A 26835-nucleotide genomic window follows, 5' to 3' on the forward strand; every position below is an offset into this window, starting at 1 on the left:
ATGGATCTCAAGGAAACCGACATCCTCGGCGACAGCATCGGCGAGCATTGGTATTACTGCTCGAAAGCCGCAGCCACCAGACGAATGCTGGGCGATGCCCGCATCAGTCGAATACTCGATGTCGGCGCTGGCTCGGGATTTTTCTCCCATCATTTGCTGACGCATACCGATGCCCGCGAAGCGTGGTGCGTGGATATCAGTTATCCCGCCGACTCCAGCGCGACCACCGCCGGCAAACCGGTGCATTACCGTCGCGCAATTGAAACCATCGATGCCGATCTGGTGCTGTTGATGGACGTACTGGAGCATGTCGATGACGACCTCGGCTTGCTCAAGATGTATGTCGATAAAGTGCCATCGGGCAGTCGCTTCCTGATGACGGTGCCGGCATTCCAGTTTCTGTGGAGCGGCCACGATGACTTTCTTGAACACAAACGGCGCTACACCCTGGCGCAGTTCGAGACACTGGCGCGCGATGCCGGTTTGACGGTGCAGCGCGGTGCCTATTATTTCGGTGCGGTGTTCCCGATTGCGGCGGCGTTGCGATTGTTGCCGCAAAGCGCCCAAACCCAGCCGGCGCGTTCGCAACTCAAACGCCATCATCCGTTGGTGAACGGCGTACTCAAGACCTTGTGCAGCCTTGAATTGCCGTTGATGGGCATGAACCGTCTCGCCGGTTTGAGTGTTTTTGTGTTGGCGCAAAAGCCGTGACTTCAGGCGAAAAATCAGCGCTGATTCAGCGCGGTTTGCGCTTCGCCGTGACCGGTCTGTTCGTCACCGCGCTGCATGCGCTAGTGGCGGTGCTGTTCATCAACTTCATCGCCGCGCAACCGCCCCTTGCCAATGGTGTGGCGTTTGCGGTGGCAACGGTGGTGTCCTACGTAATCAACACCACCTGGAGTTTTTCTGCCCGTCTGCACGGGCGAACGCTGCGGCGTTTTCTGCTGGTTTCCACGGGTGGTTTTTTCCTCGCGATGTTCGTTGCCTGGGCGGCGCAGATTGCCGGGTTGCCTTACTTGCTGGGCATCGTCGCGGTAGCGCTGACGATTCCGGCATTCACCTTTGTCTTGCACAATTTCTGGACGTATCGATGAAGGATTCAGCAAAGCATCCGGCGTTGGGCGTTTTGCCGTTGTTGCTCGGCGTGTTGGCGTTCTTCTGCGTGATCGGGCCACAAGCGCTGGATCCGCAAAATATTGCCTGGCTGGAGCAGGGCGACCCGGCGACGCATTATCTGGGGTGGGCGTATTTCCGGCATTCCCCGTGGACCTTTCCGCTCGGGCTCAACCCGTTCTATGGTCTGGAATTGGGCAGCTCGATCATTTTTTCCGACTCCAATCCGCTGCTGGCGCTGCTGTTCAAACCGTTCAATGCCTGGTTGCCGGCGACCTTCCAGTACTTCGGTCTGTGGCTGTTGGCGTGTTTCGTTCTGCAAGCCTGGTTTGCCTGGAAGCTGCTGGGGCTGATAACAACGAATCCGCTGGTACGGCTGTTGGGAACAGGATTACTGGTGTTTTCGCCGCCAATGTTTCTGCGCATGGGCGGCCACCTTTCACTGGCCGGGCATTTTCTGATTCTTGCCGCGTTGTACCTGGCGTTGTTGCCGAAGCTGCATCGACGGCGCCTGGCCTGGGGCACGTTGTTGGCTGTGACGGCGATGGTGCATGCGTACCTGCTCGCAATGGTTGCGTTGATCTGGGTCGCTGATCTGCTCGGCAAGACCTTCAGCCAACAATTGACTCGGCGTCAGAGCCTGCTAGAAGGCATGTTGCTGTTCGCCGTGGTGAGCCTGTGTTGCTGGCAGACGGGTTACTTCGCCATTGCCGATGGCGTAAAGTCCGGCGGTTTCGGTTTATACCGGATGAATCTGCTGTCGCCATTCGATCCGGCAGGCTGGTCGTTGATTTTGCCGAATCTGCCAAAGGCCAGTGGCGATTACGAGGGCTTCAACTACCTGGGGTTGGGGGTGTTGTTGCTGGTGCCTGTAGCGATTATCGCCTGGCTGAGAAACCGCCAGCCGTTGCAGATCCAGTTGCGTGCGCGGCCATGGTTGCTGGCGGCGTTGATCGCGCTGTGGGTGTTCGCGTTATCGAATCAGATCGGCTTCGGTGCACAGACGTTCAGCTATCCATTGCCGAAAATTGCGATCGGCCTGGCCAATGTTTTTCGCGCCTCGGGCCGGATGTTCTGGCCGGTGTTGTATGTGCTTACCCTGCTGGTGATTTTTCTGTTGGTACGCGGTTTCCGTCCGCGTACGGTCATTGCTCTGCTGGCGTTGGCGCTGGCGATTCAGATCGTCGACACACGTAATGGCTGGATGGGGCTGCGGCAAAGCAAAATGCTCGCACCGTCCGCCGAATGGGCAACGCCGATGCGTGATCCGTTCTGGGCAAATGCAGCGGCGCATTACCCGAAAATCCGCAGCCTGATGCCGCAGAATCAGTCTGAACGCTGGCAGGATATCGCCACTTTTGCCGCCACTCATGGCATGAAAACCGACGCTGTTTATATGGGGCGGATGAGTTCGAAAGCGCTGGAGCAGGCTCGGCAAAAAACACAGCGCATGCTTGAGTCGGGGCAATACGACACTGACTCGCTGTACATCCTTGACGATTCCGTATTGGTGGACGCCGCGAAAAACGTCGACAGTGAAACCGATCTGCTGACCAGAGTGGATGGCCTGGTGGTGCTGGCGCCGGGCTGGAAGCGCTGTTCGCAATGCTTGAGCATGCCGGATGAAGGCCGGCGAATGTCATGGCTGGCGCTGTCGCGCCCCGGTCAGGTCATGACGTTCAACCATACCACCCGGCAGCTCACCAGCGGCTGGTCGACTCCGGAAAGCTGGGGGACATGGTCGGCGGGGCAGCGGGCGCAGATTGACTTGCGGCTGACACCCGAGGCGCGCTCGATCGTCCTCGATGCCTTGGCTTTCGTTTACCCGCAACACCCGGCGCAGCGAGTGATCGTCAGTTTGAACGGTGAGCAGGTGCTGACCACGCGGCTGACGCAACTTCAGGATAATCATCTGGAAATCCCGATCCCTGCGACGATCCGCCAGCAGTTGGCGGACAACGATCGCCTGACGATCGAGCTGCAATTACCCGACGCCATCAGCCCGGAACAAATGGGATTGAACGACGATTCACGGGTCATGGGCCTGGGCTTGAAGCACTTGACGGTGAACTGACGCACTGTGGCGATGGACGCCGGGGCCTGCGCCTTTCTACACTGCCGGTATTCCGGGGGGCAGGGGGCAATGGATGAACCGCAATGAACTACGCAAAGCCGACATCAATCTGATGGTGGTGTTCGAGACCTTGATGCTCGAACGCAACGTGACCCGGGCCGCCGAGAAACTGTTTCTCGGCCAGCCGACCATCAGTTCGGCGCTTAACCGCTTGCGCACGATGCTTAACGATCCGCTGTTCATCCGCGTCGGTCATCGCATGGAGCCGACCGCCCGCGCCGAAGATATTTTTCGCCATCTCAAGCCGGCGCTGGATTCACTGTCCGTCGCGCTGAGCCTGACCCGCGATTTTGATCCGGCCGTCAGCACCATGACTTTCCGCATCGGCCTGTCCGATGACGTCGAATTCGGCCTGCTGCCGCCACTGTTGCGTGCGCTGCGTCAGGAAGCGCCGAACGTGGTGTTTGTCGTGCAACACGTTGATTACTGGCGGATTCCCGATCTGCTGGCGGCGGGCGACATCACGGTCGGCATCAGTCAGACCCGTGGTCTGCCGGCCAATGCCAAGCGCAAATTGCTGCGGCATATCCAGCCGAGCATTCTGCGCGCCGACGCCAGCGATACACCGCTGACGCTGGACGAATATTGCGCGCGCCCGCATGTACTGGTTTCGCACACGGCCAACGTCAGTGGTTTTGCCGATGAGTGGCTGGCGGAGCTGGGGCGCACGCGCCAAGTGGTACTGTCGGTGCCGCAATACAGTGCTTTACCAGCGCTGCTGGCCGGTACTGATCTGATCGCCAGTCTGCCGGATTACACCGCAGCGGCCATGGCCACCTCCGGGTTACTGTTCAAGGAACCGTTTCCATTCAAAACACCGACGCTGGATCTGTCGATGGTCTGGCTCAGCCATGTGGACAGCGACCCGGCCGAGCGTTGGCTGCGCTCAAGGCTGGAGCAATTCATGAGTGAACGGCCACTGACCCCATCCTGAGCCATAACACCGTGTAGGAGCTGCGGCACGCTGCGATCTTTTGATCTTCAAATCTCACGATCAAAAGATCGCAGCCTCGTTTCACTCGACAGCTCCTACAGGGATTGGTGATGAGCCGCATGTGCTATATGTACGACCTTTCTGCCAACCCACCGGGGACCTGCAATGCCACACCTGCACATGGAATACACCGCCAACCTGCCGCAGCTGAACGCCGACGTCGCATTGATCCGGCTCAACAACACCCTGGTGGGGTCCGGTCAGTTCGCGGCGGAGTTCGATATCAAAAGTCGTGCGATTAAAGTCGAGACGTTCAAGGTCGGCACCGCCATGGCCGAGCGCGCCTTCGTCTATGTGAAGCTGGCGCTGCTCAGCGGGCGTTCGCCGCAGATCAAGAAGCAGTTGTCAGAAAGCCTGTTGGCGGTCTTGCAGGACCTGTGCGAATGGCCGGCCGGCGTCGAAGTGCAGCTGTGTGTCGAGCTGGTCGATATGGATCGCGAGTCCTACAGCAAAACCGCGATTGGCGCGTAGGATTCAGGCCGCTTCGAGCTCGTTGCACACATTGACCACCTGCTCGCGCAACCACAGATTGGCGCTGTCCTGATCAACGCTCTGGCACCACTGCATGTCGAGGGTAAAGCCGGGCAAGCCGTTCGGCGCTTCACAGTGATTGAACACCGCTTCGTTGGTCAGCAAACGCTGAATACGGCGGGGCAGGGTGAGGATGAAATCTGTCCCGGTGATCATTTTCAGCGCGGCGCTGTAGCTGTTCGAGCGCGCGACGATCTGGCGCTTCTGCGCCTGCCGCGCCAGCCAGCCGTCGACCATGTTGGTGGTTGACGTCCACGGTGTCGGGAACACGTGCCGGCGTTCGGTGAAGGCTTGCAGGCTCAGGCGCGGTTCCAGTGGCGTGGCGCGCTTGTCGAAGACGCAGACCAGATCATCCTCCAGCAGCATCCGTGATTTCAGGTCAGTGTGATGACGGTGGAAGTTGGGGCCGAAACTGATCACCAGATCGAGGCTGCCATCGCGCAACTCATCCGCCGGCACATCGGTTTCAAACTTGTGCATGTTGACCATCACCGGCAGATCGTCGAAGTCGAAACGCTTCAACAGGCGCGGCAGAATCAACTGTTCGAAGTATTCCGGGGCGCAGATGTTGAAGGTGACGGCCTGTTGGGTCGGGTCGAACGTGGGGGCGCCGGCGTGGCACAGGTTGATGCTTTCGAGGATCTTCTGCACATGGCCGTACATGCTGCTGGCCTTGTAGGTCGGACGCATGCCGGTGCGGGTGTTGATGAACAGTTCGTCTTCGAAACTGGTGCGCAGTTTTTTCAGACAGTAACTGACGGTGGACTGGCTGACGAACAGGGTTTCCGACACATCGGTGACGCTGCTTTGCTCATAAACGGCGAGAAATACCATGAGGTCCTGCATGTCGAGCTTGCGTAGCAAGTTACTGTTCAGCATCCGTTCTGTCTCGCTGTGCTCCTTGCGCTGAATCCGCGCAAACGTGTGCGAATGATCCTAACGGAACGATGGTGCCAGGACAAAGCCCTGTAGGACGTTTCACGGTCAGTTGTGGGACAGAAAGTTTTAGTAACACGACGTCGCCGATCAAAGCGCGGAAAGATGGCCAGAGGCCTTTAGCTTTATCCCTGAAAGTGCCGCAGGTAATGCCGAGGATCGAAGCGCCACACCATCAGCATCATCAAACCCATCACTGCCATCAGCGACCACCAGGCCCATTCGAAGCTGCCGAGTCGATCGCGGATCATTCCGGCCAACAGCGGCGAGAGGCCGGCGATCAAGTAACCAATGCCCTGCACGAAAGCAGCCAGCGCTCCGGCACGTTGCGGGTTGTCGAGGTGATCGAGCGAGACGATCAGGCTCATCGGAAACAAACCGCCAATGCCCAGCCCCAACAGGCAGGGCCACAGCAGGCTGAGATGTTGCGGGCTGAGGATCAAGCCGCAAAACCCGGCGATGATCAGCGTCAGCAGCGCCATCAGAACCGCGCGCCGATCACGGTGGCGATTGGCGATAGCGGGAACCACCAGGCCGGAAATCACCTCCATGGCTGTCAGAAAACCTAACAGCAGCCCGGCGTTTGGTTCGCTCCAGCCTTTTTCCACGTAGTAAGGGGCGAGCCAGGCGAGCACACAGGTGTAGGACGCCGTACCCAAACCAAAGAAGATCGCCAGTAACCAGGCGCGGGAATTGGCGAAGAACGAATCTTTTCTGGTTGCCGCCATCTCCGTGGAGGGTTGCTGGCGGCGTTGGAACCACCAGAACACAAACGCGAGCAAAGCCAGAATCGCCCAGAAGGCCAGACCACTGCGCCAGCTCCCGGTCTGCACCATCACCAGCGGCGCGAGCGAGGCGGCAAGCGCGGCGCCACCCATGATCGATGTGACGTATAGACCCATGCACAGCGCGACGTTGTCAGCAAAGCGCGATTTGATCAGCGCCGGCATCAACGCCTGAATCAGTGCTATGCCGATGCCGGCCAGCACGGCGCTTGCAATCAGTTGGGCGGCAGAGTCGATAAACAGTCGTGACAATGTCGCCAGGCCGATGATCAGCAAGGACAGCAATACCGTGCGTTGCTCACCCAGCCGTTGACTGATGCCAATGCCGAAAAACATCGCCAGCCCCATGGCCATCACCGGCAGCATGGTCAGCAGTGAAGCGACAGTGAAACTCAGCGGGATGTCACCGCGAATGGCCGACAGTAACGGACCGACTGCCGCCATCGACGGACGCAGATTGAGGGCTACGAGAATAATGGCGAGCATCAACCAGGCGGCGGGGCGAGCGGTGGCGCGAACGTTTTCCATCATCAGACCTTTGGGCGGGGCGGATGATTAGGCGCAGAGCTGTCTAGTCCGGGCAAACCAGAAAATCCTGAGCAGTATTTAAAAACTCGATACCCCGCCACCCTTGGTGGGAGCGAGCCTGCTCGCGAAAGCGGATTGTCTGTCACCCAAAGTGTTCAATGTGCCGGCCTCTTCGCGAGCAGGCTTGCTCCCACAATGAACTGCCGTGTTGTTTTTACTGAATAAAAGCTGAACCATTCTCAAATACTTCACAAGTTTCATCACATCACCAAAAGCCAACTATTCGTTGGCGTCTTTTTCACAAAAAATTGATGGTTGCCTGCTTAAAGTTTGTCATGCCTTAGTTAATGAAATTTTCACAATTGAATTTTCTCTCCTTGACCAAGGATCTTCTTTTCAGGATCGCCCCTTTCTATGTTGAAGTTAAAAGCCGTGCGCCCGGAATGGGTGACGTTGATTGCCAGTGCCTTTCTTTTAATTGGCTGCAATGTTGTCCTCTGGCAGCACCTCTTCGAGATCACTGCCGCTGATGGCAAGGGCATCGCCATGCGCGTGGCGTTCGGGGTGATGATCCTCGCGGCATTCAACATCGTGCTGACGGTTCTGGCATTCCGCCCGTTGCTCAAACCACTGTTGACGCTGATATTCCTGATCAGCGCCGGTGTGGCTTACTTCATGAATCAATACGGCGTCATGATCGATGCCGGCATGTTTCGCAACTTTGCCGAAACCAATGCGACGGAAGTGCGTGATCTGCTCTCATTGAAGTTGTTTGCATATATTCTGTTGCTCGGTGTCTTGCCCTCCTGGATATTGTGGAAGTTACCGATTAATTATCGTCGCTGGCACCGTGAGTTGTTCAGTAAAGTTATTGTCAGTGTCGCCTCGGTAGCAGTAATTGGCGGCGTGGCCCTGGCCAACTATCAGGGCTTGTCTTCACTGTTTCGCAACCATCACGAAATTCGCCTGATGCTGGTGCCGAGCAACTACATTGGCGCATCGGCCGGTTACTTGCGTGAGCAAGTGGTTTCGGCGCAGCAACCGTTCGTCAAGATCGGCGAAGATGCTCAGCGCAATCCCGATCTGAAACTCCAGCCGCGCAAATCCCTGACCGTGCTGGTCGTAGGTGAAAGCGCTCGGGCAGAGAACTTCGGCATCCTCGGCTATGACCGTGACACCACACCGACACTCGACAAGGAAGCCGGGTTGATCGCCTTTACCGATGTGCACTCCTGCGGTACGGAAACGGCTGTTTCGGTGCCGTGCATGTTCTCCAACATGGGCCGAAAGGATTACGACGCGAGCAAGGCGAAAAATGAAGAAGGTCTGCTCGACGTGCTCAAACGTGCGGGTATCGACGTGATCTGGCGCGACAACCAGTCCGGCTGCAAAGGCACCTGTGATCGGGTCACCTTGCAGGATGTCAGCAACCTGAAAGATCCGGCGCTGTGCGCCAACAGCGAGTGCCGTGACGAAATCCTCCTGCAAGGTTTGCAAAGCTTTATCGATCATCTGGACAAAGACACGGTGCTGGTCCTGCACCAGATGGGCAGTCACGGTCCGGAATACTTCAAGCGTTATCCGAAGGAATACGAGCACTTCACACCTGTTTGTGAAAGTAACGCGCTGAACAATTGCAGCCGCGAAAGTATCGTCAACGGCTACGACAACACGCTGGTGTACACCGACCATGTGCTATCGAGCCTGATCGATGTATTGCGCAGCAATCAGGACAAAGTCGACACCGCGATGTTGTATCTGTCGGACCACGGCGAGTCACTGGGCGAATACAACCTGTTCCTGCATGGCACGCCTTACATGTTGGCGCCAGAGCAACAAAAGCATGTCGCCATGCTCGCGTGGTTCTCCGACAACTATCAGAAGGCCTATTCGGTCGACACCCATTGCCTGCAGATGAGCCGCGACAAACCGCTGAGTCAGGACAACCTGTTCCACTCGATGCTTGGCCTGCTCGAGGTCAAGAGCAAGGTCTATCAGCCGGATCTGGACATGTTCGCGGGTTGCCGTGGCGCGGTGATCGACGGCGTGCTGGCCAAGGACTGAGCCGATTCGGGCCGGTCATCCTGACCTGACGGGCCTGTCTGTTTTCTCTGTCAGACTATTCTTGCTCTTTGGCAGGACATTTCGTTACAGCTCTTGCCCTTCACAGGCGCGTAAATCGCCGGTGGCGATATATACTGCGCGCCATTCTTCAAGGGAGAGCCGTGTGGCCATCGATATTCACTGGATTCGCGACAACGAAAGCCTCGCGCAGTTTTGCGCCGAGTGGCAGCAGCTGCCGTTCGTTGCCCTCGACACCGAATTCATGCGGGTCGACACCTTCTACCCGATTGCCGGCCTGCTGCAGGTGGGCGACGGCAAGCGCGCCTACCTGATCGATCCGCTGACCATCAACGCCTGGCAACCGCTGGCCGCTCTGCTGGAAAACCCGGCAGTGCTCAAAGTCCTGCATGCCTGCAGCGAAGACCTCGAAGTGCTGTTGCGCCTGACCGGCAGCCTGCCGGCGCCAATGTTCGACACGCAACTGGCCGCGGCTTACCTGAACCTCGGTTTCTCGATGGGCTATTCGCGGCTGGTGCAGGAAGTGCTCGGCATCGAACTGCCGAAGGGCGAGACTCGCTCCGACTGGTTGCAGCGTCCGTTGTCCGACACGCAAATCAGCTACGCCGCCGAAGATGCGGTGCATCTGGCCGAGGTTTTCGTACAGCTGCGGCCGAAACTGTCCGACGACAAATTCGCATGGGTGCTGGAGGACGGCGCCGAACTGGTTGCCAACCTGCGCCGCGAAACCGATCCATACGAGGTCTACCGCGAGGCCAAGCTGGCGTGGAAACTTTCGCGCGCACAACTGGCGGTACTGCGTGAGCTGTGCGCCTGGCGTGAAAAAGAAGCCCGTGCCCGCGATCTGCCGCGCAACCGCATCGTCCGCGAGCATTCGCTGTGGCCGCTGGCCCGCACGCAACCGGACAACCTCGCGGCGCTGGGCAAGATCGAAGACATGCACCCGCGTACCGTGCGTCAGGACGGCCAGTTTCTGCTTGATCTGATCAAGCGCTCTGGCAGTGTGGGGCCTGATCAATGGCCGCCCGCCGTAGCGGAGCCATTGCCGATCGAAGCGGCTGCGTTGATCAAACAACTGCGCGCATTGGGCCAGGCTGAGGCCGAGCGTCTGGGCATTGCCCCGGAACTGATGCTGCGCAAGAAAACCCTCGAAGCCCTGGTCAAAAGTGGCTACCCCGAGGGTCCTTACCAATTGCCTGAGTCGCTGCGTGGCTGGCGCCGCGAACTCATGGGTCAGAAGCTGCTCGACAGCCTGGCCACCGCCGGAGAACAGCCTTGAAACGTATTTGTTCCATCTACCAAAGCTCCAAGCGCAGCGGCATGTACCTTTATGTGCTCAAGAGCGATGCGCTTGAGCGTGTGCCGGAAGCGCTGATGCTGGCGTTCGGCAAGCCGAAGCATTCCTTCGATCTGGTGCTGTCGCCCGAGCGCAAACTGGCCAGCGAAGACATCGTCGTGGTCCTGGAGAACCTCGACAAGCAGGGCTACCACCTGCAGATGCCGCCGGCCGAGGACGAGTACATCGAGCACTTGCCCGAAGAGTTGCTGCGACGCAACGACCCTGTCTGATCTGCGAGGCTCTGTTCTGAGTCTCGGTTTACCCAGGAACTGTTTTTACCGCGATGGTCGCCCGAATCCGGCGGCCGTCTGCACGGTTTGCGAAAGGTTTGAAGATGCGCGTTCTGATTGCTGAACACGACCACGCGATTTACGCCCGGCTGCTGCGTCAGGCAGCGCCGGAGCTTGAAGTACTGACCAGTGGCGACTCCGCCGAGCTGGCCCGTCAGGCCGCCGATTGCCCGGTGTGGCTGGGCCAGCCGGATCTGCTGGCGACCCTGTTGCGTCAGGGCCATCAACCGCAATGGCTGCAATCGACCTGGGCCGGCATCACGCCGCTGCTTGCCGATGGCTTGCGTCGCGATTATCGCTTGACCCGCGCGGTGGGGATTTTTGGTCAGGTGATGGCTGAATACGTGCTGACTTACATTCTTGGCCATGAGCGCGAAGTGTTGGCGCGACTGGTCAGCCAGGTCGAGCGCAAGTGGGACAACCGCAGCGGCCAGAGTCTGGTCGGGCGCAAGGTGCTGATCGTCGGCACTGGCGACATCGGCCAGAGCGTGGCGCAATTCCTGCTGCCATTCGGCATCGAGTTGTACGGCATCGCCAGCAGCGCCCGTGAGCAGGCGCCGTTTGTCGAAGTCGGTTCGATGGCCGATCTGCCACGCCTGGTGGGCGAGGTGGATTACGTGGTCAACCTGCTGCCGAACACCGAGCACACCCACGATATCTACGACGCGGCGCTGTTCAAGCAATTCAAGCCGACCGGGTTGTTTATCAATGCCGGGCGCGGGGTCGCGGTAGTCGATGCGGACTTGGTTGAAGCATTGAAGGAAGGGCATCTGGCGGGGGCGGTGATCGACGTTTGCCGTCAGGAGCCATTGCCGCAACGGCATCCGTTCTGGACCGCCTGGGGTTTGCTGCTGACCGGGCACAGCTCGGCACCGACGTCACCGGCGTTGATGGTGCAGCTGTTTGTCGAGAACCTGAAGGCGTATCAGGCGAGCGAAGCGTTGCGCGGGGAAGTGGATTTCAACCGCGGATATTGAATGTTCGCCCGATAAAATGTTCAGATCGTTCCCACGCTCCGCGTGGGAATGCAGCCGGGGACGCTCTGCGTCCCATTGGAACGCGGAGCGTCCCTTGAGTCATTCCCACGCGGAGCGTGGGAACGATCATTTGCGTGTGGATTAGAGGGTGAAGTCGCCTTCCGCCGCCAGTTCGTTCAGCGGACGACGCGGGCTCGGCTCTTCACGGGCTTGCAGGTATTCAGCCAGCGTTGCCTTGTCACCGAGTTTGCCGACCGCCACGGCCGCGTGCAGCGCGTAACCTTCAGGAATATTCAACTCCTTGCGCGTCAGTTCCTGATCGAAACCGGCCATGCCGTGGGTGTGCCAGCCACTGATGCTCGCTTGCAGCGCCAGATGGCCCCACGCCGAACCGGTGTCGAACGTGTGCCACAACGCTGGAGTTTCTTCCGTCGCTCCGGGTGCAGTGAAAGTGGTTTTCGAAATCACGATCACCAGCGCCGACGCATGCTGCGCCCAGCTACGGTTGAACTCATTCAACAGGCCCAGGTAACGCTCCCAGTTCGGCGTATCGCGACGCGCATACAGGAAACGCCACGGCTGCGAGTTGTACGCCGAAGGCGCCCAGCGCGCGGCTTCGAAGAAGCTCAGCAGGGTTTCTTCCGGGATCGCTTCACCGGTGAAGGCGCGCGGCGACCAGCGGTCGGTGAATTGCGGGTGAATGGCGTAATCGGCAACGCGAGGGTTGGCACTCATCGAGAGATTCCTGGCTACGTTTGAGTAAGAGATTCGATTGCAAACCCGGCGGGATCAGGTGCGCTGAACAATGGGGTTTGGCGAGCCATGACAGTTCACCGGAATGCAACGCGGTCGAGCGTTAATGGCTTCCGGACAAGGCTCGTGACGACAGGCAAAGCTACGCGCCGCCACAAAAACTGACAAGTCCCGCACAACCGGCAGTCGCCAGCGCTTGGCCCGCCGGGCCTTGGGCACTAGACTGGCGGCCTTTTCACCACCTGATGTTGATGCTTGAGCCATGGCCGCCAAAGTCGAACCGTTCTGGATACGCAAAACCCTCGATCAACTGGATCACGAGGAATGGGAATCGCTGTGCGACGGCTGTGGTCTGTGCTGCCTGCAAAAACTCGAGGATGAAGAGGACAACAGCGTTTATTACACGCGCATCGCCTGCAAACTGCTGGACCTGAAAACCTGCCAGTGCAGCGATTACCCGAACCGCCTCAAGTTTGTCCCGGATTGCATCCAGCTCACCCCGGGCCAGGCCGAAGAATTCAAATGGCTGCCGCCGACCTGCGGGTATCGACTGGTCAGCGAAGGCAAGGATCTGCCGTTGTGGCACCACCTGGTCTGCGGCGATCGCGACGCGGTGCACCACGAACGGATTTCCCAGTCCGGGCGCATGCTTGCCGAAGGCAGCGTGCCGGAAGATGACTGGGAAGATCACCTGATTTTCCGCGCAGGTTAGACACCTGCTGTTCCAAGCTTTACCAAGGAGTGCGTATGGCTGTCGGATTGCCGCAGGCGTTGATGGTTGCGCTGCTGGCGTTGAGCGCGCCGGTCTGGGCGGCGAAGAAAGTCGATCTGGATTATCACGTGCGCCTGTTGCCGCAGAGCGATCAGGCCGAAGTGCGTCTGACCCTGGCCAAAGGCGAGGCGGTGCGCAGCCTGGATTTCGACCTTGGCGATGGCAGCCATTACTCTGATTTCAAGGCCGACGGCCAATGGCTGCTGACCCCAGGCAAAAACGCACGGGGCGTCTGGCGCCCGACCAGTGACAAGTCCAGCCTGACCTACCGCGTGCGCATCAGCCACGGCCGCAAGAACGGCAGCTTCGACACGCGCATGACCCCGAACTGGGCACTGATGCGCGGCGATGAGTTGGTGCCGCCGGCCAAACTCGATCAGCAGGACGGCACCGAACTGGTCGCGCGTCTGCAATTCGAACTACCTGAAGGCTGGAAAAGCGTCGAAACCGCTTGGCCGCGCGTCGGCAAAAACAAATTCCGCATCGATAACCCGTCACGCCTGTTTGACCGCCCGACGGGCTGGATGCTCGCCGGACACCTCGGCAGCCGCCGCACACGGCTGGGCGAAACCGAAGTCACCGTAGCCTCGCCGCAAGGGCAGGGCATGCGCCGTATGGACGTGCTGACCTTGCTGACGTTCGTCTGGCCGCAGGTACAGGCGGTTTATCCTCGCCATCCGGCCAAACTGTTGATCGTCGGCGCCAACGACCCGATGTGGCGCGGCAGCCTCGGTGCGCATGAATCCATTTACGTGAACACGCGCTTGCCGCTGGTCAGCGAAAGCGGTAGCAGTGCGCTGGTACGTGAGTTGGCGCAGGTGTTCGGGCGGATCAACGACGAGCAGCGCAGCGACTGGATCAGCGAAGGTTTTGCCGAGTATTACGCCATTGAACTGGTGCGCCGTGCCGGTGGCATGAGTGATGAGCGGTATCAAACGCTACAGACGAAACTGGCCAGGGACAGCCAGAAGGTCACGACCTTGCGCGGCGAGCAGATCAGCCCGGCGCAGGTGGCGAAAGCGGTGGTGGTGCTGCAGGAGCTGGATCGCGAGATTCGCTTGAAGACGCGCAACAAGCGTTCGCTGGATGACGTGTTGCGTGGGGCGATGCATCTGGGGACGGTGAGTACCAAGGAGTTTGTGCAACTGGCTGAGAGCGTTCTCGGTGAGTCCTCCAAAGTCCTTGATACCGCGTTGCTTCAGTAATACCGCTTTCGCGAGCAGGCTCGCTCCCACAGGGGAATGCATTTCAAACTGTGGGAGCGAGCCTGCTCGCGAAGGGGCCATTAGCCCCACCGCAACTCTTGGATCAGACCCCGGCTTTCGGCGATTTCACCGAATCATTGCCGGTCACCGTGGCGGTGCTGGTCGCCGCCTCGGCATTGGCCTTGAGCTTGCTCAGCTCTTCCCCGGCCCTTTCGATCTTCGCCCGCACGTTGTTCATGTCCTGACGACTTTTCTCAAACAGGCTTTTCACCGAACTGTGCCCGGTAATCCCGCGCGCCATGGCCACGCCGCCAATCGCCACCTGAATCAACCCGAACACGCCGCCACGGCGCAGGCCTTTACCGACCATGATCACGCCGCCCGCGAGTGAGCCGATGCGCTCCCAGCCTTCGACGTTCTGCTCGGAATGGCTCTGGAACGGGGTGGATTCGATGCGTTCGACACGTTTGAGCTCGGTCATGATCTTTCTCCAGGCAATGAGTAATCGATAAACAAGCTGACTGCCGGAGCGGTCAGCTCGTTCCATCGAATGTGCGGCGCTTCAGCGGAATTTTGGCCCGGAGCGGGTGTTCAAGCCCTTGGCCATGCGGTCGTAGAGCACGACGTTGACTGTCGCGGCGAGGTTCATGCAGCCGGTGGTCGGGATGTACACGACGTCTTCGCACCAGTCGCGAATCTCTTTATCCAGCGAACCGTCTTCGGGGCCAAAGATGTACAGGGCGCGATCCGGGTGAGTGTATTCCGGCAGCGGGCGGGCGCCCTCGACCAGTTCCACGGCGACCGGCACGCAGTTGAGCGGGAGGATCTTTTTCAGATCATCGATGCCGATCAGCGGGATGTCGTAGTGCACGCGCTTGGTGTCGGTGACGAAGTCGGCGGCGCGTTCATAACGCTTGCCGGTGTAGAACACCGACGCCACGCCATAGCAGCCTGCGGCGCGCATCACCGAACCGACGTTCTCCGGTGATTTGGGGTTATACAAACCAATGCAGCTGTACCGTTTGTCTGCCACGAGCGAGGTGCCTTCGGGAAAAAGAGGGCGATTATACGGGGATAAGATCAAAAGATCGCAGCCTTCGGCAGCTCCTACATTTGGATGGTGTACACCCTGTAGGAGCTGCCGAAGGCTGCGATCTTTTGCTTTTTAATCTTCTTTTTTCATCAATCCGGCGAGGGCGGCAAACGGGTTATGCGTCGCCTTGGCAATCTTTGGCGTGCTCAGCGAGCCTTCGCTGAAATACTGCTGATCGGTATAGCGCGAGTGTTCGTTGTCGTGGCAATACAGGCACAACAATTCCCAGTTCGAGCCGTCCTGCGGGTTGTTGTCGTGGTTGTGGTCGCGGTGGTGCACGGTCAGTTCGCTCAGGCGCTTGCCGGAAAACTCACGGGTGCAGCGGCCACAGACGTGCGGGTACATCTTCAGGGCTTTGTCGCGGTAGCCCATTTCCTTGTCGCGCTGGTTGTCGGCGAGGATGCGATCCAGCTTCGACGTGTTGGTTGGGGTGGACGAACTCATGGGTTCACCTTTGTAAAAGACTAATGACGGTTATGGGCAGAGTTTAGCTCAGCCCTTGAGCTTCTCGGCAATCCAGATCGTGTGGCGCGTGCCCTTGTTGCCATGGGCGAAGACCTGGACTTCTTCGGCCTTGAAGCCGGCCTTCTTCAATTTGTCGGAAAACAGCCGGTCGGCGCTGGCCGACCACACGGCGAGCACGCCTTTCGGGCGCAGGGCTTTGGCGCAGGCATTCAGACCAGCGGCGGAGTACAGCCAGCTGTTGGCCTTCTGGGTCAGGCCTTCGGGGCCGTTATCGACATCGAGCATGATCGCGTCGAAACCGTTCGGCTCGCTTTGCAGGACCTTGGCCACGTCTTCCTGACGGATCACCGTGCGCGGATCGAGCAGCGGCCGGCCGGACTTCTCGCCGAGCGGGCCACGGTTCCACTCGACCACGCCGGGCACGAGTTCAGCGACTACCACTTCGGCAGTCTTGCCCAAATGCTTGAGCGCCGAGGCGAGGGTGAAACCCATGCCCAGACCGCCGATCAGCACCCGTGAATCCGGCCGGCCAGCGACCTTGCGGCAAGGGATTTCGGCCAGTGCATCTTCGGAACCGTGCATGCGCGTGTTCATCAGTTGCCCGCCGTCGCCGCCCTGGATCTTGATGACGAAATCCTCGCCATATTCGAACAGGCACAGGGCACCGCCGCTTTCAGGGATCGGGGTGGTGTCGAGCAGAACGAAACGTTTCATGGAAATCTCTACAAGGGGGAAGGCAAGCAGGCCCGTTGGGAGTAGCCTGAGCGCAGACTAGAGGCCAAACGGAGCCCTTGATGAAGCGCACCATTCTAACGGTCATTGCCCTGGCCGCGCTCTCGATTACTGCAGTGCAGGCGCAGCAGACCATTCCGGTCAGCCCGGCGCCGCAACCCGGTTCGCCCGGCACCGCGACGCCGACGCCGTACCCGCAGATCACGCCGATCAACATTCCCAAGTCGGGTGCCGGCAGTGGCAGCCCGCCGCTGGTGCCGATTGAAATGCCCAGCCCGCCGAGCAAGGATCAACCGGTGCCGGGCATTGAACCGACCGGCACCAAGGCAAAATCCCCCGGCGGTTAAACCTGTTGCGCCGCCAGTTGGCCGTCGGCCATGCGCAGTCGTTTCGACAGGGAGACGGCGAGGGCGCGGATGATCTTCGCGGCGATCTTCGGCGCGTCGTTGAGCATTTTTTCCAGCGAATCCTTGCCGAGGTTCAATAGCTGGCAGTTAGTCGCGGCGACGCAGGTGGCCGAGCGTCGTTCACCGTCGAGCACGGCCATTTCGCCGAACGCGCGACCGCTGCGCAAGGTGGCCATGGTGATCACCTGACCATCGGGCCCGGTTTTCTGCACGGCGACCTGGCCGGTGTGGAGGATGCACATGAAACTGCCGGCATCGCCCTCACGGAAAATCGCCTCGCCCTCAGCCACGGTGCTGATGCTGAAGTAGCCGGAAGCGGCCGCAAAGTCGGCCAGCTGCAATTGATCGAACAGGCCGCAGTCCATCAGCCAGTCGCGGATTTCGTTGTTCAGGAAGGTCGGTTCTGACATGTCGTCACGGTCTTTTTGTTTTCACTGTTTCAGGCTTCACACGATCCCTTGTAGGAGTGAGCCTGCTCGCGATAGCGGTCGGTCATTCAAATCATCTTTAACTGACATACCGCTATCGCGAGCAGGCTCACTCCTACAGGGGATCTTGGGGGTATCGGCCTCTTGGGTCTGCAATTAAGACCCAAGTGACCGACGGAGTTCCTCAGGCGAGACCCAAAACCTTGAAAACAAATGCGTATTCGAGTGCTACGTCACGTAATCCCTGATAACGCCCGCTCATCCCGCCATGCCCGGCGCCCAGTTCAGTCTTGAGCAACAGCACGTTGTCGTCGGTCTTGGTGGCGCGCAATTTCGCCACCCACTTGGCCGCTTCCCAATACTGCACGCGGCTGTCGTTGTAGCCGGCAATCACCAGCGTCGCTGGATAATCCTGCGCGCTGACATTTTCGTACGGCGCGTAAGCCTTGATCCGCTCGTAAACCTGCGGCTCTTCGGGATTGCCCCATTCGTCGTATTCGGTGACGGTCAGTGGCAGATCCGGATCGAGCATGGTGTTGAGCACGTCGACGAACGGCACTTCGGCAATCGCCACGCCGAACAGATCCGGGCGCTGGTTCAACACCGCACCAATCAGCAGACCACCGGCGCTGCCACCGCTGATCGCCAGTTTTTCTGCCGTGGTAATGCCGTTGAGGATCAGGAATTCGGCGCAGGCGATAAAATCGCTGAAGGTGTTGTGCTTGTGTTCCTGCTTGCCGGCGCGATACCAGGCCTCGCCCAATTCACCGCCGCCACGCACGTGAGCAATGGCGAAGGCCATGCCACGATCCAGAAGGCTCAGGCGGGCGTGGGAGAACCACGGATCAAGGCTCGAACCGTATGCGCCGTAACCGTAGAGATACAGCGGCACTGCTTTGCCAACCATTTCGCGCTTCATCACCAGACTGATCGGCACTTGCGTGCCGTCCGGCGCCGTCGCCCACAGGCGCTGGCTGACGTAAGCGTCGGCGTCGAACGGACCGAGTACCGGAGTTTCTTTCAACACCGCCTGTTCGCCGCTGGCGAGGATCAGTTGGCGAACCTGTGCCGGACGGTTCAACGCCTCGTAGCGCAGACGAATGCGGTCGCTCTCGAACTCCAGGCTGTTTTGCACATAGAGGCTGTAGGCCGCGTCCGGCAATTGCACGCGATAAGGCGTCAGACCGTGTGGGTGAACTTCGATGATCGGCAGGCCACCCTCGCGCAGACTCAGGGTCATGGCCTCGGTGTTGAGGCTGACGCCATCGAGCATCACTGTGTCGCTGTGGGGGATCAGGTTTTGCCAGTCGGCCTCGGTCGGCGCGGTGCCGGTGTCCGGGGCCTGATACAGGGCGTAGTTGATGCCGTCACGATTGCTGCGGATAAACCACGTCCACACCCCATCGAGCAGGCCGTGATCGACATCGTATTCATGATCCTCGACCCGTGGCGCCAGGCAGGTGAAGGGCAGGTGCGGCTGATTGGCGTCGAGCGCCCAGACTTCGCTGGTGGTCTTGCTGCCCAGCGACAGCAGCAATTGCTGCTCGGAACTGGAACGGTAGCAATGCAGGAAAAAACGCCCGTCCGGCTCGTGGAACACCTCTTCGGCAGCCGTACCGTCGAGGCGATAACGGAACAGTTTGTGTGGACGATGGGTGTCGTCGAGCACGCCGAAAAACAGGGTCAGGCTGTCATTGGCCCAGGTCATGCTGCCGTCGCAGTCTTCGAACTCCAGTTCGCTGACCTTGTCGTTGGACAGTTCCTTGACGAACAGCGTGTAAATCTCATCGCCCGAGGCGTCGACGCTGTAGGCCAGACGTTGATGGTCCGGGCTGATGCTGAACGCACCCAGCGAGAAGAACCCGCCGTTGGCCAGTACATTCGGGTCGAGCAGCAGTTGCTCGCGGCTTTCATCGAGGGTCAGGCTGTCGTCTGCCGGGCGTGGGCAGCGGTAATGCCGGGCGTACTCGTCGCCCGCCGTGGTGCGCGTGTAATACAGATACGGGCCCCAGGGCGAAGGCAGGGACAGGTCGGTTTCGAGGATTCGGCCCTTGATCTCTTCGAACAGGGTTTCACGCAATTCGGCCTGATCGGCGGTTTGCGCTTCCTGCCAGGCGTTTTCGGCCTTGAGGTAATCGAGCACCGCGTCGGTGTCGCGCTCCTGAAGCCAGGCATACGGGTCGGCACCGGCAGCCTTGTGGGCGATCGGGGCACTGATGACGTTGGCGGATTGGGGCATGGAAGGTTCTCGGACAATGTACGGAATAAGGGTTTTCGCAGCGCTTGAAACCGTCGCAGACCCTGTAGGAGTGAGCCTGCTCGCGATAAGGCCGGCACATTCAACATCAATGTTGTCAGGCTGTCCGTCATCGCGAGCAGGCTCACTCCTACAGGTCGCATGTCTATTGGGACAAGCCGCACGGGCGAAAAGTCGTTACTATAAGCGCCTCTTTGCCTGCCTTGCCATGGACACCATGACCGAGAACGACTATCTGATCGCCTGGGGCCTCTACGCCTTTGCCGCTGTGGGCTGCCTGTTGGTATGGATGCGCCTGACTACCTGGATGTGGCGCTGGTTGCGCGAGCCGCTGCGTGTATTGATGGCCGTGTTGCTGTTCAGCCCGACCATCATTGACCCGGTCAAGGAAAAGGTCGCGCCGGCCATCGCCATCACCGCCCTGGATCTGGCTTTCAAGGTCGGTAACAACGCCTGGCGTGCGGTCTCCGATCTGTTCATGTACGGCATGATCGCGTTCGGCATTTACCTGATTTTCGTGTTGATCCGCTTCCCGCTCGAGCGCGCTTCGCGTGCGCGTCGAGAGCAGGCCGAGGCAGCGAAAGCGGCAGCCCGCGCTGATGACCGCGATGACGATCAACCGTTTGGCGGCGCCGGTGATGACCGTTACGGTCGCCCGCCAGTACCGAGCAATCCGCAGCGCATGCGGGTCGAGCCGCGCCTGTAACCCGAGAGTCCGCACATGTGTGAATTACTGGGCATGAGTGCCAACGTGCCGACCGATATCGTGTTCAGCTTCACCGGCCTGATGCAGCGCGGCGGCCGCACCGGCCCGCACCGCGACGGCTGGGGCATCGCGTTCTATGAAGGCCGTGGCCTGCGCCTGTTTCAGGACCCGGCGGCGAGTTGCGAATCGGAAGTCGCCAATCTGGTACAGCGCTATCCGATCAAGAGCGAAGTGGTCATCGGCCACATCCGCCAGGCCAACGTCGGCAAGGTCTGCCTGTCCAACACCCATCCGTTCGTCCGCGAACTGTGGGGGCGCAACTGGTGTTTCGCGCATAACGGCCAGCTCGCCGATTTCACCCCGATCAAAAGTTTCTACCGCCCGGTCGGCGATACCGACAGCGAGGCGGCGTTCTGCGATTTGCTCAACCGCGTGCGTGCAGCATTCCCGGAGCCGGTCGATATAGAAGAATTGCTGCCGGATCTGGTCGCCGCGTGCGCCGAATACCGCAGCAAAGGCGTGTTCAACTGCCTGCTCAGCGATGGCGACTGGCTGTTCTGCTATTGCTCGACCAAACTGGCGCAGATCACCCGACGCGCACCGTTCGGCCCGGCGCGGTTGAAGGATGTCGATGTCATCGTCGATTTCCAGGCGGAGACCACGCCCAACGACGTGGTCACGGTGATCGCCACCGAACCTTTGACCGAAAATGAAACCTGGACCCGCTACGAACCGGGCCAATGGAGCCTGTGGCGACGCGGCGAATGCGTCAGCCAGGGCAAGACCGAATAAGGATCTACCCCGATGTTGCTCAGTTATGTACGGCTGGTGTTGTTTGCGGCGGGCCTGTTGATCGGTGTCCAGGTGCCGGGATTCATCAATGATTACGCGAAGCGGGTCGAGGCGCATCTGATCGAAGCGCAGACCGGTTTGCGCGGTTTTCAAGGGACTGCCGAGCAGTTCTTCAAGGGCGATATGCAGGCGCTGGTCGCGCATTACCGCGCCAGTGAAGATCCGATCTTCCGCAGCGACGCTGACAGTCTGAACACCTTGCTCACGCGTCAGGTGGCATTGGACAAGCAGTTCCAGGCGATGCAAGGCCCGTGGTACATCCGCTTCCTGCAAGTGGTGCTGGCCGCCGATCCGGATATCCGCAAGGAAACCTGGAACGGATACAGCTACCAGATCCTGCTGACTCCGGAAGCGATGATCTGGGGCATGAGCGGTGCGTTGCTGCTGTCGTTCGGCATTGAATGCCTGTTCCGCTTGATCGACTGGGTCGTGCTCGGTGGCCGACGTTTGCGCCAGAGCCGGCCGATCGAAGACCGCGACGTACGTGGCCTCTGATGATCATTCCCACGCTCCGCGTGGGAATGCCTCAACGGACGCTCTGCGTTCGGCTTTCGAGGGACGCGGAGCGTCCCGGGCTGCATTCCCACGCGGAGCGTAGGAACGATCAACTTAAAGCGATGTAGTCCTTGCCCACCTTGATCGCATATCCCTCCAGCACCTGCTGACACAACGTCACAATCTCCTCGACCCACTCAACGCCCACCCGCCACGACACCACCACCTGCAAGTTCGGTGGCCGTTGATCAACCGCCAGCAAGGTCAACTCCCCCCGCGCCAATTCCTCAGCCACCAGCACCGGTGGCAGCACACCAATGCCAAATCCATCGCGTAACAACCGCGTGATCGCCGACACCGAATTCACGCAATTCAAACGTGGCGCCATTACGCCGTTCGCCTGCATCAGCGCCAGAAGATCCTGATGCGGTCGGGAGTTTTTCGAGTAGGTGATGATGCGTTCCTGCGCCAGTTCGGCAAGGTCGGCGTAGTCACGGTTGTAGATCGAATTACTGGCGACAATCCAGCCCAGTGGATGACTGGCCAGCTCCAGACTGCGTACGCTTTCATGGCGCACCAGGTCAGTTTGCAGAACGATGTCGAGGAAGCCTTTTTGCAGCTGATCGCAGAGATTCAGCGAGGTATCCGCCACCAGCTCGATTTCCACCCGTGGATACAGATCGGTCATCTGCGCCACCAGCGGGCTGAGCCAGGTGTGGATTACCGTGTCCATCACGCCAATGCGCACCCGGCCGACCTTGCTCGAACGGGTCTCGATCGACTGCTTCAGTGCCGACATCGTGTCGAGCATCTGCTCGGCATACTCCAATACTTTCAACCCTTCGGGCGTCAGGCTGACCCCGCGTGAATCACGCAAAAACAGCTTCACCCCCAGCTCGCCCTCCAGCACCGCAATGCGGCTGGAAATCGACGCCTGAGTGGTGAACAGCTTGTCGGCGGTCAGGCGAAAACTCTTCAGTCGGGCGACCCAGACAAAGGTCTCGAGAAACTTCAGATTCATGGGCAAGGCTCGGGTGACAAATTTTTCTTATGGCTAAGGCGGGGTTTTATTCGTTGGACGCAGCAGGGCCGCGCGACGAAAAATCGACGCATCCGGTTCCCACGATAGGCGTCGTCGGGGCTACGAACAAGACCAATAAAAAACCTGCGGAGATAAGCCATGAGTGCGCCCGACACCCTACAAGCATCCACGGCAACGGCGCGTCCGGGGCCGTTCGACTGGTATCGCAACATCAACCAGCAGGAGCGCCGCACGTTCTGGAGCTGCAAGATCGGCTACGGTCTGGACGGCATGGACACGCAGATGCTCAGCTTCGTCGTGCCGACATTGATTGCAATGTGGGGCATTACCACCGGCGAAGCGGGGCTGATTCACACCAGCACCTTGATCGCCTCGGCCATCGGCGGCTGGGTCGCCGGGATTCTCTCTGACCGCATCGGTCGCGTGCGCACCCTGCAATTGACGGTGCTGTGGTTCGCCTTCTTCACCTTCCTCTGCGGCTTCGCGCAGAACTACGAACAACTGCTGATTGCCCGGACCTTGATGGGCTTCGGTTTCGGCGGCGAATGGACCGCCGGAGCGGTGCTGATTGGCGAAGTAATCCGCGCCAAGGATCGCGGCAAAGCAGTGGGCATGGTGCAATCGGGATGGGCGCTGGGCTGGGGGCTGACGGCGATTTTGTACGCGCTGCTGTTCTCGGTGTTGCCGCCGGAAGACGCTTGGCGCGCGCTGTTCATCCTTGGCATCGTGCCGGCGATTTTCGTGATTTTCGTCCGTCGCCTGGTAAAAGATCCGGAGATCTACCGCGAGGCCAAAGCTCAACAAACGCCGGAGACTCAGTCGAAGTTCTACGAGATCTTCGCCCCCGGCATGCTGTTCACCACAATCCGCGCATCACTGCTGACCACGGGTGCTCTGGGCGGCTACTACGCGATTACTTCCTGGCTGCCGACCTTCCTCAAAAACGAGCGCGGTTTGAGCGTACTCGGCACGGGCGGTTATCTGGCGATGGTGATTGTCGGTTCCTATGTCGGCTATGTGATCAGCGCTTACCTGACTGACCTGCTGGGCCGGAAAAAGAACTTCATCCTCTTCGCGGTCGGCTCGTTCACCATCGTTCTGCTCTATACGCAGTTGCCGGTGAGCAACGGCGTGATGCTGTGGCTGGGCTTCCCGTTGGGTTTCTTCGCCTCGGGGATTTTCAGCGGCATGGGCGCGTTTCTCACTGAGCTGTTCCCCACGCGGATTCGCGGTTCGGGGCAGGGCTTTTGCTACAACATCGGTCGGGCGCTGGCGGCATTGTTTCCGCTGCTGATCGGTTTGCTCAGCCAGAAAGTACCGTTGAGCGTCGGCATTGGTGCGTTTGCGGCGGTGTCCTACGGCGTGGTGATTATTGCGGCGTTGAGCCTGCCGGAAACCCGCGGCAAGCAACTCGATGCGCAGTAACTGATAACCTGCGCAGCACAGTCCTACAGATAAAAAGACAAGCACCTACAGGAGTGTTCACCGTGAGCCGCCTGCTATTGAATTGCGACATTGGCGAGAGCTTCGGCAGCTGGACCATGGGTCTGGACGCCGAGGTCATGCCCTTCATTGATTGTGCCAACGTGGCTTGTGGTTTCCACGCCGGTGACCCGAGCATCATGCGCAAGACCGTCAGCCTGGCATTGAGCCACGGCGTGCAGATCGGCGCACACCCGGCCTATCAGGATCTGGTCGGTTTTGGCCGCCGCTCCATGGCGTATTCGGCGCAAGAACTGCAAGACATCCTGCATTATCAGATCGGCGCCCTTGATGGCATCTGCAAAGCCCAAGGCGGCCGTGTCAGTTACGTCAAACCCCACGGCGCGATGTACAACGACATGATGGCCAACCCGGCGCAATTGCGTGCCGTGATTCAGGCGGTGGCCGCTTACGACCGCGGCCTGCCCCTGATGTTGATGGCCACCCGCGACAACTCCGCCGCGCAGCAGATTGGCGATGAATATGGCGTCACCCTTTGGTTTGAAGCCTTCGCCGATCGCGCCTACGACAGCGCCGGCAAACTGGTTTCACGACAACGGCCGGGTGCGGTACATCACGATGCCGAAACCATCATTGAGCAAGCCCTCACCATCGCCCGTGGCGACAACCTCAGCGCCAGCGACGGCAGCGCCTTGCGTCTACATGCCAACACCCTCTGCGTACACGGCGACAACGCCAGTTCGGTGGCCGCTGTGCAACGCATTCGCGAGGCCTTGAATCAGCAGAGCGCGCCATGAACCCAAGGATTGAAGTGGTGGCACTGGATTGCCTGATGCTGCGTCTGTTCGATGAAATCGCTGAAGCCAACATGCCGTGGATGCTCGCTGCCAGTGAGCGTTTGCGTGCGTTATTCGGCGAGCAATTGATCGATCTGGTGCCTTCCTATACGACACTGATGGTGCATTACGATTTGACTGCACTGAGTCCGAGTCAGGCGCGGGAATTGATCGCCGAGGCGCTGATTGATTTGTCGCCCAATGCGCGAAAGGCTGGCCAGTGCCACGTGCTGCCGGTCTGGTATGACTTGAGCGTCGGGCCGGAACTGAGCTTGCTCGCCGAGCGCAGTGGCTTGGCGCTGGAGGAGGTGATTCGTCGTCACAGCGGCCGCGAATATCAGGTATTTGCCCTTGGTTTCGCGCCGGGTTTCGCCTTTATGGGGCTGGTCGAAGAGATTCTCGCTGCACCGCGCTTGAATACCCCACGCAAAAAAGTCGCTGCCGGCAGCGTCGGGATTGCCGAACGGCAAACGGCGGCCTACCCGGTGGTGTCCCCCGGTGGCTGGAACCTGATCGGTCGCACGCCAGCGAAATTGTTCGACCGTCATCGTGATGGCTACAGCCTGATGCAACCCGGCGACACGGTGCGATTCGAAGCGGTCAGTCACGCTGAATTCATCAATCTGGGCGGCGATGACACGCCACTGGAGGCGCGGGCATGAGCCGACTGACGATTGAAGCCAGTACCCCGTTGTGCCTGTTGCAGGACGCGGGACGGTTTGGCGTGCGACACCTGGGCGTCACCCAGGGCGGTGCGGCGGATTGGTGTTCGATGAGCTGGGCCAACTGGTTGCTCGGCAATAACCTCGATGCAACGGTGATCGAAATCACCCTCGGCGGGTTTGCCGTCGTCGCTGCAGAGGATTGTTTGCTGGCGCTGGCCGGAGCTGATCTTGGGGCGCAGATTGATGGTCAACCGCTGGCGCCGTGGCGCAGTTTCAAGTTGGGTAAAGGACAGAAGTTGCTGTTCACGCAACCGTTGCTCGGTGCCCGGGCTTATCTGGCAGCGCCCGGCGGTTTTGATGCACCGAAGGTGTTGGGCAGCCGTGCGACGGTGCTGCGTGAGGAACTCGGTGGTCTTGATGGCATGGGGTTGCCGCTGGCCAAAGGGGCGGCGCTGAGTTATCGCGGTGAAGCGGTGTTGCTTCGCGAAGTGCCTTTGGCGTTACGGCCTGATTTGAAAGCGAATGCACCGCTGGATCTGGTACTCGGCGCACAGATCGGCCAGTTCAGCGGGCAGAGCCTGTTTGATGTGTTCAACACGACCTGGGCTGTGGACAGTCGCGCAGATCGCATGGGCATTCGCTTGTTGGGCAGCGCCTTGCACTATCAGGGGCAACCGATGATTTCCGAAGGCATTCCACTCGGGGCGGTGCAGGTGCCGCCGGACGGGCAACCGATCGTGTTGCTCAATGATCGTCAGACCATTGGTGGTTATCCACGCTTGGGGGCGCTGACACCCTTGGCGCTGGCGAGGCTGGCGCAATGTCTCCCGGGTGACAGGGTGCGGTTCACGCCAGTCATGCAAGAGCATGCATGGCAAACTCATCTCAACTATCTGAAGTCCTACTTGTAATTGTCCGTCATTCGGACTGAAGACCGAGACGATTCCGCGAGGTTTGGTAAGTCGCCCTACATCA

At 59.7% G+C, this 26835-nt stretch carries 29 protein-coding genes; 19 read left to right on the top strand and 10 right to left on the bottom strand.

The window, feature by feature from the left end:
* The 5 genes from AB4N44_RS24435 (at position 1) to AB4N44_RS24455 (ending at position 4712) form a co-directional block, all read left to right on the top strand.
* Positions 1–711, top strand: coding sequence for a class I SAM-dependent methyltransferase (locus AB4N44_RS24435; RefSeq protein ID WP_127926202.1), 711 nt, complete (start codon positions 1–3; stop codon positions 709–711).
* Positions 708–1094, top strand: coding sequence for a GtrA family protein (locus tag AB4N44_RS24440; RefSeq protein ID WP_127926203.1), 387 nt, complete (start codon positions 708–710; stop codon positions 1092–1094). The genes AB4N44_RS24435 and AB4N44_RS24440 overlap by 4 nt, the downstream gene beginning before the upstream one ends.
* On the top strand, positions 1091–3187 hold the full coding sequence (locus AB4N44_RS24445; RefSeq protein WP_160038676.1) for a DUF6311 domain-containing protein: 2097 nt from the start codon (positions 1091–1093) through the stop codon (positions 3185–3187). The genes AB4N44_RS24440 and AB4N44_RS24445 overlap by 4 nt, the downstream gene beginning before the upstream one ends.
* Positions 3188–3260: 73 nt before the next feature.
* A complete protein-coding gene (locus AB4N44_RS24450; RefSeq protein WP_007911372.1) occupies positions 3261–4181 on the top strand; it encodes a LysR substrate-binding domain-containing protein in 921 nt (306 codons plus the stop codon).
* Positions 4182–4346: 165 nt separating this feature from the next.
* Entirely contained in the window at positions 4347–4712 is a 366-nt protein-coding gene (locus AB4N44_RS24455) for a 5-carboxymethyl-2-hydroxymuconate Delta-isomerase (RefSeq protein ID WP_127926205.1), read from the top strand.
* A gap of 3 nt (positions 4713–4715) precedes the next feature.
* On the opposite strand, the gene AB4N44_RS24460 is transcribed toward AB4N44_RS24455, so the two are convergent.
* On the bottom strand, positions 4716–5651 hold the full coding sequence (locus AB4N44_RS24460) for a LysR family transcriptional regulator (RefSeq protein ID WP_127926206.1): 936 nt from the start codon (positions 5649–5651) through the stop codon (positions 4716–4718).
* Positions 5652–5833: 182 nt separating this feature from the next.
* Positions 5834–7021: a cyanate transporter gene (locus AB4N44_RS24465; RefSeq protein WP_460107131.1), complete on the bottom strand. Its 1188-nt coding sequence runs from the start codon at positions 7019–7021 to the stop codon at positions 5834–5836.
* A 414-nt stretch (positions 7022–7435) separates the two neighbouring features.
* On the opposite strand from AB4N44_RS24465, the gene AB4N44_RS24470 reads away from it, so the two are divergent.
* The 4 genes from AB4N44_RS24470 to AB4N44_RS24485 all read left to right on the top strand — a co-directional run bounded on the left by AB4N44_RS24470 (position 7436) and on the right by AB4N44_RS24485 (position 11709).
* The gene (locus tag AB4N44_RS24470) at positions 7436–9085 is read left to right on the top strand and encodes a phosphoethanolamine transferase (protein WP_150773820.1); all 1650 of its coding nucleotides are present in this window, start codon (positions 7436–7438) and stop codon (positions 9083–9085) included.
* 163 nt (positions 9086–9248) lie between these two features.
* Positions 9249–10382: a ribonuclease D gene (gene rnd / locus AB4N44_RS24475; protein WP_077571546.1), complete on the top strand. Its 1134-nt coding sequence runs from the start codon at positions 9249–9251 to the stop codon at positions 10380–10382.
* Positions 10379–10672, top strand: a complete 294-nt coding sequence (locus tag AB4N44_RS24480) for a YcgL domain-containing protein (RefSeq protein WP_007911350.1) — start codon at positions 10379–10381, stop codon at positions 10670–10672. The genes rnd and AB4N44_RS24480 overlap by 4 nt, the downstream gene beginning before the upstream one ends.
* Positions 10673–10776: 104 nt before the next feature.
* Positions 10777–11709, top strand: coding sequence for a D-2-hydroxyacid dehydrogenase (locus AB4N44_RS24485; protein WP_127926209.1), 933 nt, complete (start codon positions 10777–10779; stop codon positions 11707–11709).
* Between the two features lie 141 nt (positions 11710–11850).
* On the opposite strand, the gene AB4N44_RS24490 is transcribed toward AB4N44_RS24485, so the two are convergent.
* On the bottom strand, positions 11851–12444 hold the full coding sequence (locus tag AB4N44_RS24490; RefSeq protein WP_116028869.1) for a nitroreductase family protein: 594 nt from the start codon (positions 12442–12444) through the stop codon (positions 11851–11853).
* A 280-nt stretch (positions 12445–12724) separates the two neighbouring features.
* On the opposite strand from AB4N44_RS24490, the gene AB4N44_RS24495 reads away from it, so the two are divergent.
* Positions 12725–13174 carry a YcgN family cysteine cluster protein gene (locus AB4N44_RS24495; protein ID WP_122608869.1) on the top strand — a complete coding sequence of 150 codons (450 nt, stop codon included), beginning with the start codon at positions 12725–12727 and terminating at the stop codon, positions 13172–13174.
* Positions 13175–13209: 35 nt separating this feature from the next.
* On the top strand, positions 13210–14439 hold the full coding sequence (locus tag AB4N44_RS24500; protein ID WP_460107128.1) for a hypothetical protein: 1230 nt from the start codon (positions 13210–13212) through the stop codon (positions 14437–14439).
* A 103-nt stretch (positions 14440–14542) separates the two neighbouring features.
* On the opposite strand, the gene AB4N44_RS24505 is transcribed toward AB4N44_RS24500, so the two are convergent.
* From AB4N44_RS24505 to AB4N44_RS24520, 4 genes are all read right to left on the bottom strand, one after another.
* Positions 14543–14920, bottom strand: a complete 378-nt coding sequence (locus tag AB4N44_RS24505) for a YgaP family membrane protein (RefSeq protein ID WP_127926211.1) — start codon at positions 14918–14920, stop codon at positions 14543–14545.
* Positions 14921–15001: 81 nt separating this feature from the next.
* Positions 15002–15472: an RNA methyltransferase gene (locus tag AB4N44_RS24510; RefSeq protein ID WP_007911337.1), complete on the bottom strand. Its 471-nt coding sequence runs from the start codon at positions 15470–15472 to the stop codon at positions 15002–15004.
* A gap of 132 nt (positions 15473–15604) precedes the next feature.
* On the bottom strand, positions 15605–15976 hold the full coding sequence (locus AB4N44_RS24515; protein ID WP_007911336.1) for a YajD family HNH nuclease: 372 nt from the start codon (positions 15974–15976) through the stop codon (positions 15605–15607).
* 48 nt (positions 15977–16024) lie between these two features.
* Entirely contained in the window at positions 16025–16711 is a 687-nt protein-coding gene (locus AB4N44_RS24520; RefSeq protein ID WP_007911335.1) for a spermidine synthase, read from the bottom strand.
* Between the two features lie 80 nt (positions 16712–16791).
* Between AB4N44_RS24520 and AB4N44_RS24525 the strand changes: the two genes are divergently transcribed.
* A complete protein-coding gene (locus tag AB4N44_RS24525) occupies positions 16792–17076 on the top strand; it encodes a hypothetical protein (RefSeq protein ID WP_316917809.1) in 285 nt (94 codons plus the stop codon).
* Here AB4N44_RS24525 and AB4N44_RS24530 read toward each other — a convergent pair.
* A complete protein-coding gene (locus AB4N44_RS24530; protein WP_034153174.1) occupies positions 17073–17546 on the bottom strand; it encodes a cyclic nucleotide-binding domain-containing protein in 474 nt (157 codons plus the stop codon). The two genes, AB4N44_RS24525 and AB4N44_RS24530, sit on opposite strands and share 4 nt — an antisense overlap.
* Positions 17547–17748: 202 nt before the next feature.
* A complete protein-coding gene (locus AB4N44_RS24535; RefSeq protein ID WP_127926213.1) occupies positions 17749–19803 on the bottom strand; it encodes a S9 family peptidase in 2055 nt (684 codons plus the stop codon).
* A gap of 226 nt (positions 19804–20029) precedes the next feature.
* Here AB4N44_RS24535 and AB4N44_RS24540 point away from each other — a divergent pair, with 226 nt between their 5' ends.
* The 3 genes from AB4N44_RS24540 to AB4N44_RS24550 are packed head-to-tail and all read left to right on the top strand — an operon-like array spanning position 20030 to position 21874.
* Positions 20030–20527 carry an MFS transporter gene (locus AB4N44_RS24540; RefSeq protein WP_455805278.1) on the top strand — a complete coding sequence of 166 codons (498 nt, stop codon included), beginning with the start codon at positions 20030–20032 and terminating at the stop codon, positions 20525–20527.
* A 15-nt stretch (positions 20528–20542) separates the two neighbouring features.
* Positions 20543–21319 carry a class II glutamine amidotransferase gene (locus AB4N44_RS24545; RefSeq protein WP_007911322.1) on the top strand — a complete coding sequence of 259 codons (777 nt, stop codon included), beginning with the start codon at positions 20543–20545 and terminating at the stop codon, positions 21317–21319.
* Between the two features lie 12 nt (positions 21320–21331).
* Positions 21332–21874 carry a DUF2937 family protein gene (locus tag AB4N44_RS24550; protein WP_034153178.1) on the top strand — a complete coding sequence of 181 codons (543 nt, stop codon included), beginning with the start codon at positions 21332–21334 and terminating at the stop codon, positions 21872–21874.
* Positions 21875–21983: 109 nt separating this feature from the next.
* Here AB4N44_RS24550 and AB4N44_RS24555 read toward each other — a convergent pair whose 3' ends face one another.
* Positions 21984–22895: a LysR family transcriptional regulator gene (locus AB4N44_RS24555; protein ID WP_127926215.1), complete on the bottom strand. Its 912-nt coding sequence runs from the start codon at positions 22893–22895 to the stop codon at positions 21984–21986.
* Between the two features lie 159 nt (positions 22896–23054).
* Between AB4N44_RS24555 and AB4N44_RS24560 the strand changes: the two genes are divergently transcribed.
* The 4 genes from AB4N44_RS24560 to AB4N44_RS24575 all read left to right on the top strand — a co-directional run bounded on the left by AB4N44_RS24560 (position 23055) and on the right by AB4N44_RS24575 (position 26771).
* Positions 23055–24341, top strand: coding sequence for an MFS transporter (locus tag AB4N44_RS24560; protein WP_127926216.1), 1287 nt, complete (start codon positions 23055–23057; stop codon positions 24339–24341).
* Between the two features lie 62 nt (positions 24342–24403).
* Positions 24404–25156 (top strand): 5-oxoprolinase subunit PxpA, encoded by a 753-nt coding sequence (locus AB4N44_RS24565; RefSeq protein ID WP_127926217.1) that lies wholly within the window; start codon positions 24404–24406, stop codon positions 25154–25156.
* Positions 25153–25857, top strand: a complete 705-nt coding sequence (locus AB4N44_RS24570) for a 5-oxoprolinase subunit B family protein (RefSeq protein WP_150749308.1) — start codon at positions 25153–25155, stop codon at positions 25855–25857. The genes AB4N44_RS24565 and AB4N44_RS24570 overlap by 4 nt, the downstream gene beginning before the upstream one ends.
* Positions 25854–26771: a 5-oxoprolinase subunit C family protein gene (locus AB4N44_RS24575; protein ID WP_160038692.1), complete on the top strand. Its 918-nt coding sequence runs from the start codon at positions 25854–25856 to the stop codon at positions 26769–26771. The genes AB4N44_RS24570 and AB4N44_RS24575 overlap by 4 nt, the downstream gene beginning before the upstream one ends.
* Positions 26772–26835: the final 64 nt, after the last annotated feature.

It is taken from the genome of Pseudomonas sp. S3_C06, assembly GCF_054667675.1.

What these genes read in the sequence shown, in the direction of transcription:
- AB4N44_RS24435 (WP_127926202.1), top strand. Translation starts at nt 1, where the DNA reads ATGGATCTCAAGGAAACCGACATCCTCGGCGACAGCATCGGCGAGCAT.
- AB4N44_RS24445 (WP_160038676.1), top strand. Translation starts at nt 1,091, where the DNA reads ATGAAGGATTCAGCAAAGCATCCGGCGTTGGGCGTTTTGCCGTTGTTG.
- AB4N44_RS24450 (WP_007911372.1), top strand. Translation starts at nt 3,261, where the DNA reads ATGAACCGCAATGAACTACGCAAAGCCGACATCAATCTGATGGTGGTG.
- AB4N44_RS24455 (WP_127926205.1), top strand. Translation starts at nt 4,347, where the DNA reads ATGCCACACCTGCACATGGAATACACCGCCAACCTGCCGCAGCTGAAC.
- AB4N44_RS24460 (WP_127926206.1), bottom strand. Translation starts at nt 5,651, where the DNA reads ATGCTGAACAGTAACTTGCTACGCAAGCTCGACATGCAGGACCTCATG.
- AB4N44_RS24465 (WP_460107131.1), bottom strand. Translation starts at nt 7,021, where the DNA reads ATGGAAAACGTTCGCGCCACCGCTCGCCCCGCCGCCTGGTTGATGCTC.
- AB4N44_RS24470 (WP_150773820.1), top strand. Translation starts at nt 7,436, where the DNA reads ATGTTGAAGTTAAAAGCCGTGCGCCCGGAATGGGTGACGTTGATTGCC.
- AB4N44_RS24485 (WP_127926209.1), top strand. Translation starts at nt 10,777, where the DNA reads ATGCGCGTTCTGATTGCTGAACACGACCACGCGATTTACGCCCGGCTG.
- AB4N44_RS24490 (WP_116028869.1), bottom strand. Translation starts at nt 12,444, where the DNA reads ATGAGTGCCAACCCTCGCGTTGCCGATTACGCCATTCACCCGCAATTC.
- AB4N44_RS24495 (WP_122608869.1), top strand. Translation starts at nt 12,725, where the DNA reads ATGGCCGCCAAAGTCGAACCGTTCTGGATACGCAAAACCCTCGATCAA.
- AB4N44_RS24500 (WP_460107128.1), top strand. Translation starts at nt 13,210, where the DNA reads ATGGCTGTCGGATTGCCGCAGGCGTTGATGGTTGCGCTGCTGGCGTTG.
- AB4N44_RS24505 (WP_127926211.1), bottom strand. Translation starts at nt 14,920, where the DNA reads ATGACCGAGCTCAAACGTGTCGAACGCATCGAATCCACCCCGTTCCAG.
- AB4N44_RS24515 (WP_007911336.1), bottom strand. Translation starts at nt 15,976, where the DNA reads ATGAGTTCGTCCACCCCAACCAACACGTCGAAGCTGGATCGCATCCTC.
- AB4N44_RS24520 (WP_007911335.1), bottom strand. Translation starts at nt 16,711, where the DNA reads ATGAAACGTTTCGTTCTGCTCGACACCACCCCGATCCCTGAAAGCGGC.
- AB4N44_RS24525 (WP_316917809.1), top strand. Translation starts at nt 16,792, where the DNA reads ATGAAGCGCACCATTCTAACGGTCATTGCCCTGGCCGCGCTCTCGATT.
- AB4N44_RS24530 (WP_034153174.1), bottom strand. Translation starts at nt 17,546, where the DNA reads ATGTCAGAACCGACCTTCCTGAACAACGAAATCCGCGACTGGCTGATG.
- AB4N44_RS24535 (WP_127926213.1), bottom strand. Translation starts at nt 19,803, where the DNA reads ATGCCCCAATCCGCCAACGTCATCAGTGCCCCGATCGCCCACAAGGCT.
- AB4N44_RS24540 (WP_455805278.1), top strand. Translation starts at nt 20,030, where the DNA reads ATGGACACCATGACCGAGAACGACTATCTGATCGCCTGGGGCCTCTAC.
- AB4N44_RS24545 (WP_007911322.1), top strand. Translation starts at nt 20,543, where the DNA reads ATGTGTGAATTACTGGGCATGAGTGCCAACGTGCCGACCGATATCGTG.
- AB4N44_RS24550 (WP_034153178.1), top strand. Translation starts at nt 21,332, where the DNA reads ATGTTGCTCAGTTATGTACGGCTGGTGTTGTTTGCGGCGGGCCTGTTG.
- AB4N44_RS24555 (WP_127926215.1), bottom strand. Translation starts at nt 22,895, where the DNA reads ATGAATCTGAAGTTTCTCGAGACCTTTGTCTGGGTCGCCCGACTGAAG.
- AB4N44_RS24560 (WP_127926216.1), top strand. Translation starts at nt 23,055, where the DNA reads ATGAGTGCGCCCGACACCCTACAAGCATCCACGGCAACGGCGCGTCCG.
- AB4N44_RS24570 (WP_150749308.1), top strand. Translation starts at nt 25,153, where the DNA reads ATGAACCCAAGGATTGAAGTGGTGGCACTGGATTGCCTGATGCTGCGT.
- AB4N44_RS24575 (WP_160038692.1), top strand. Translation starts at nt 25,854, where the DNA reads ATGAGCCGACTGACGATTGAAGCCAGTACCCCGTTGTGCCTGTTGCAG.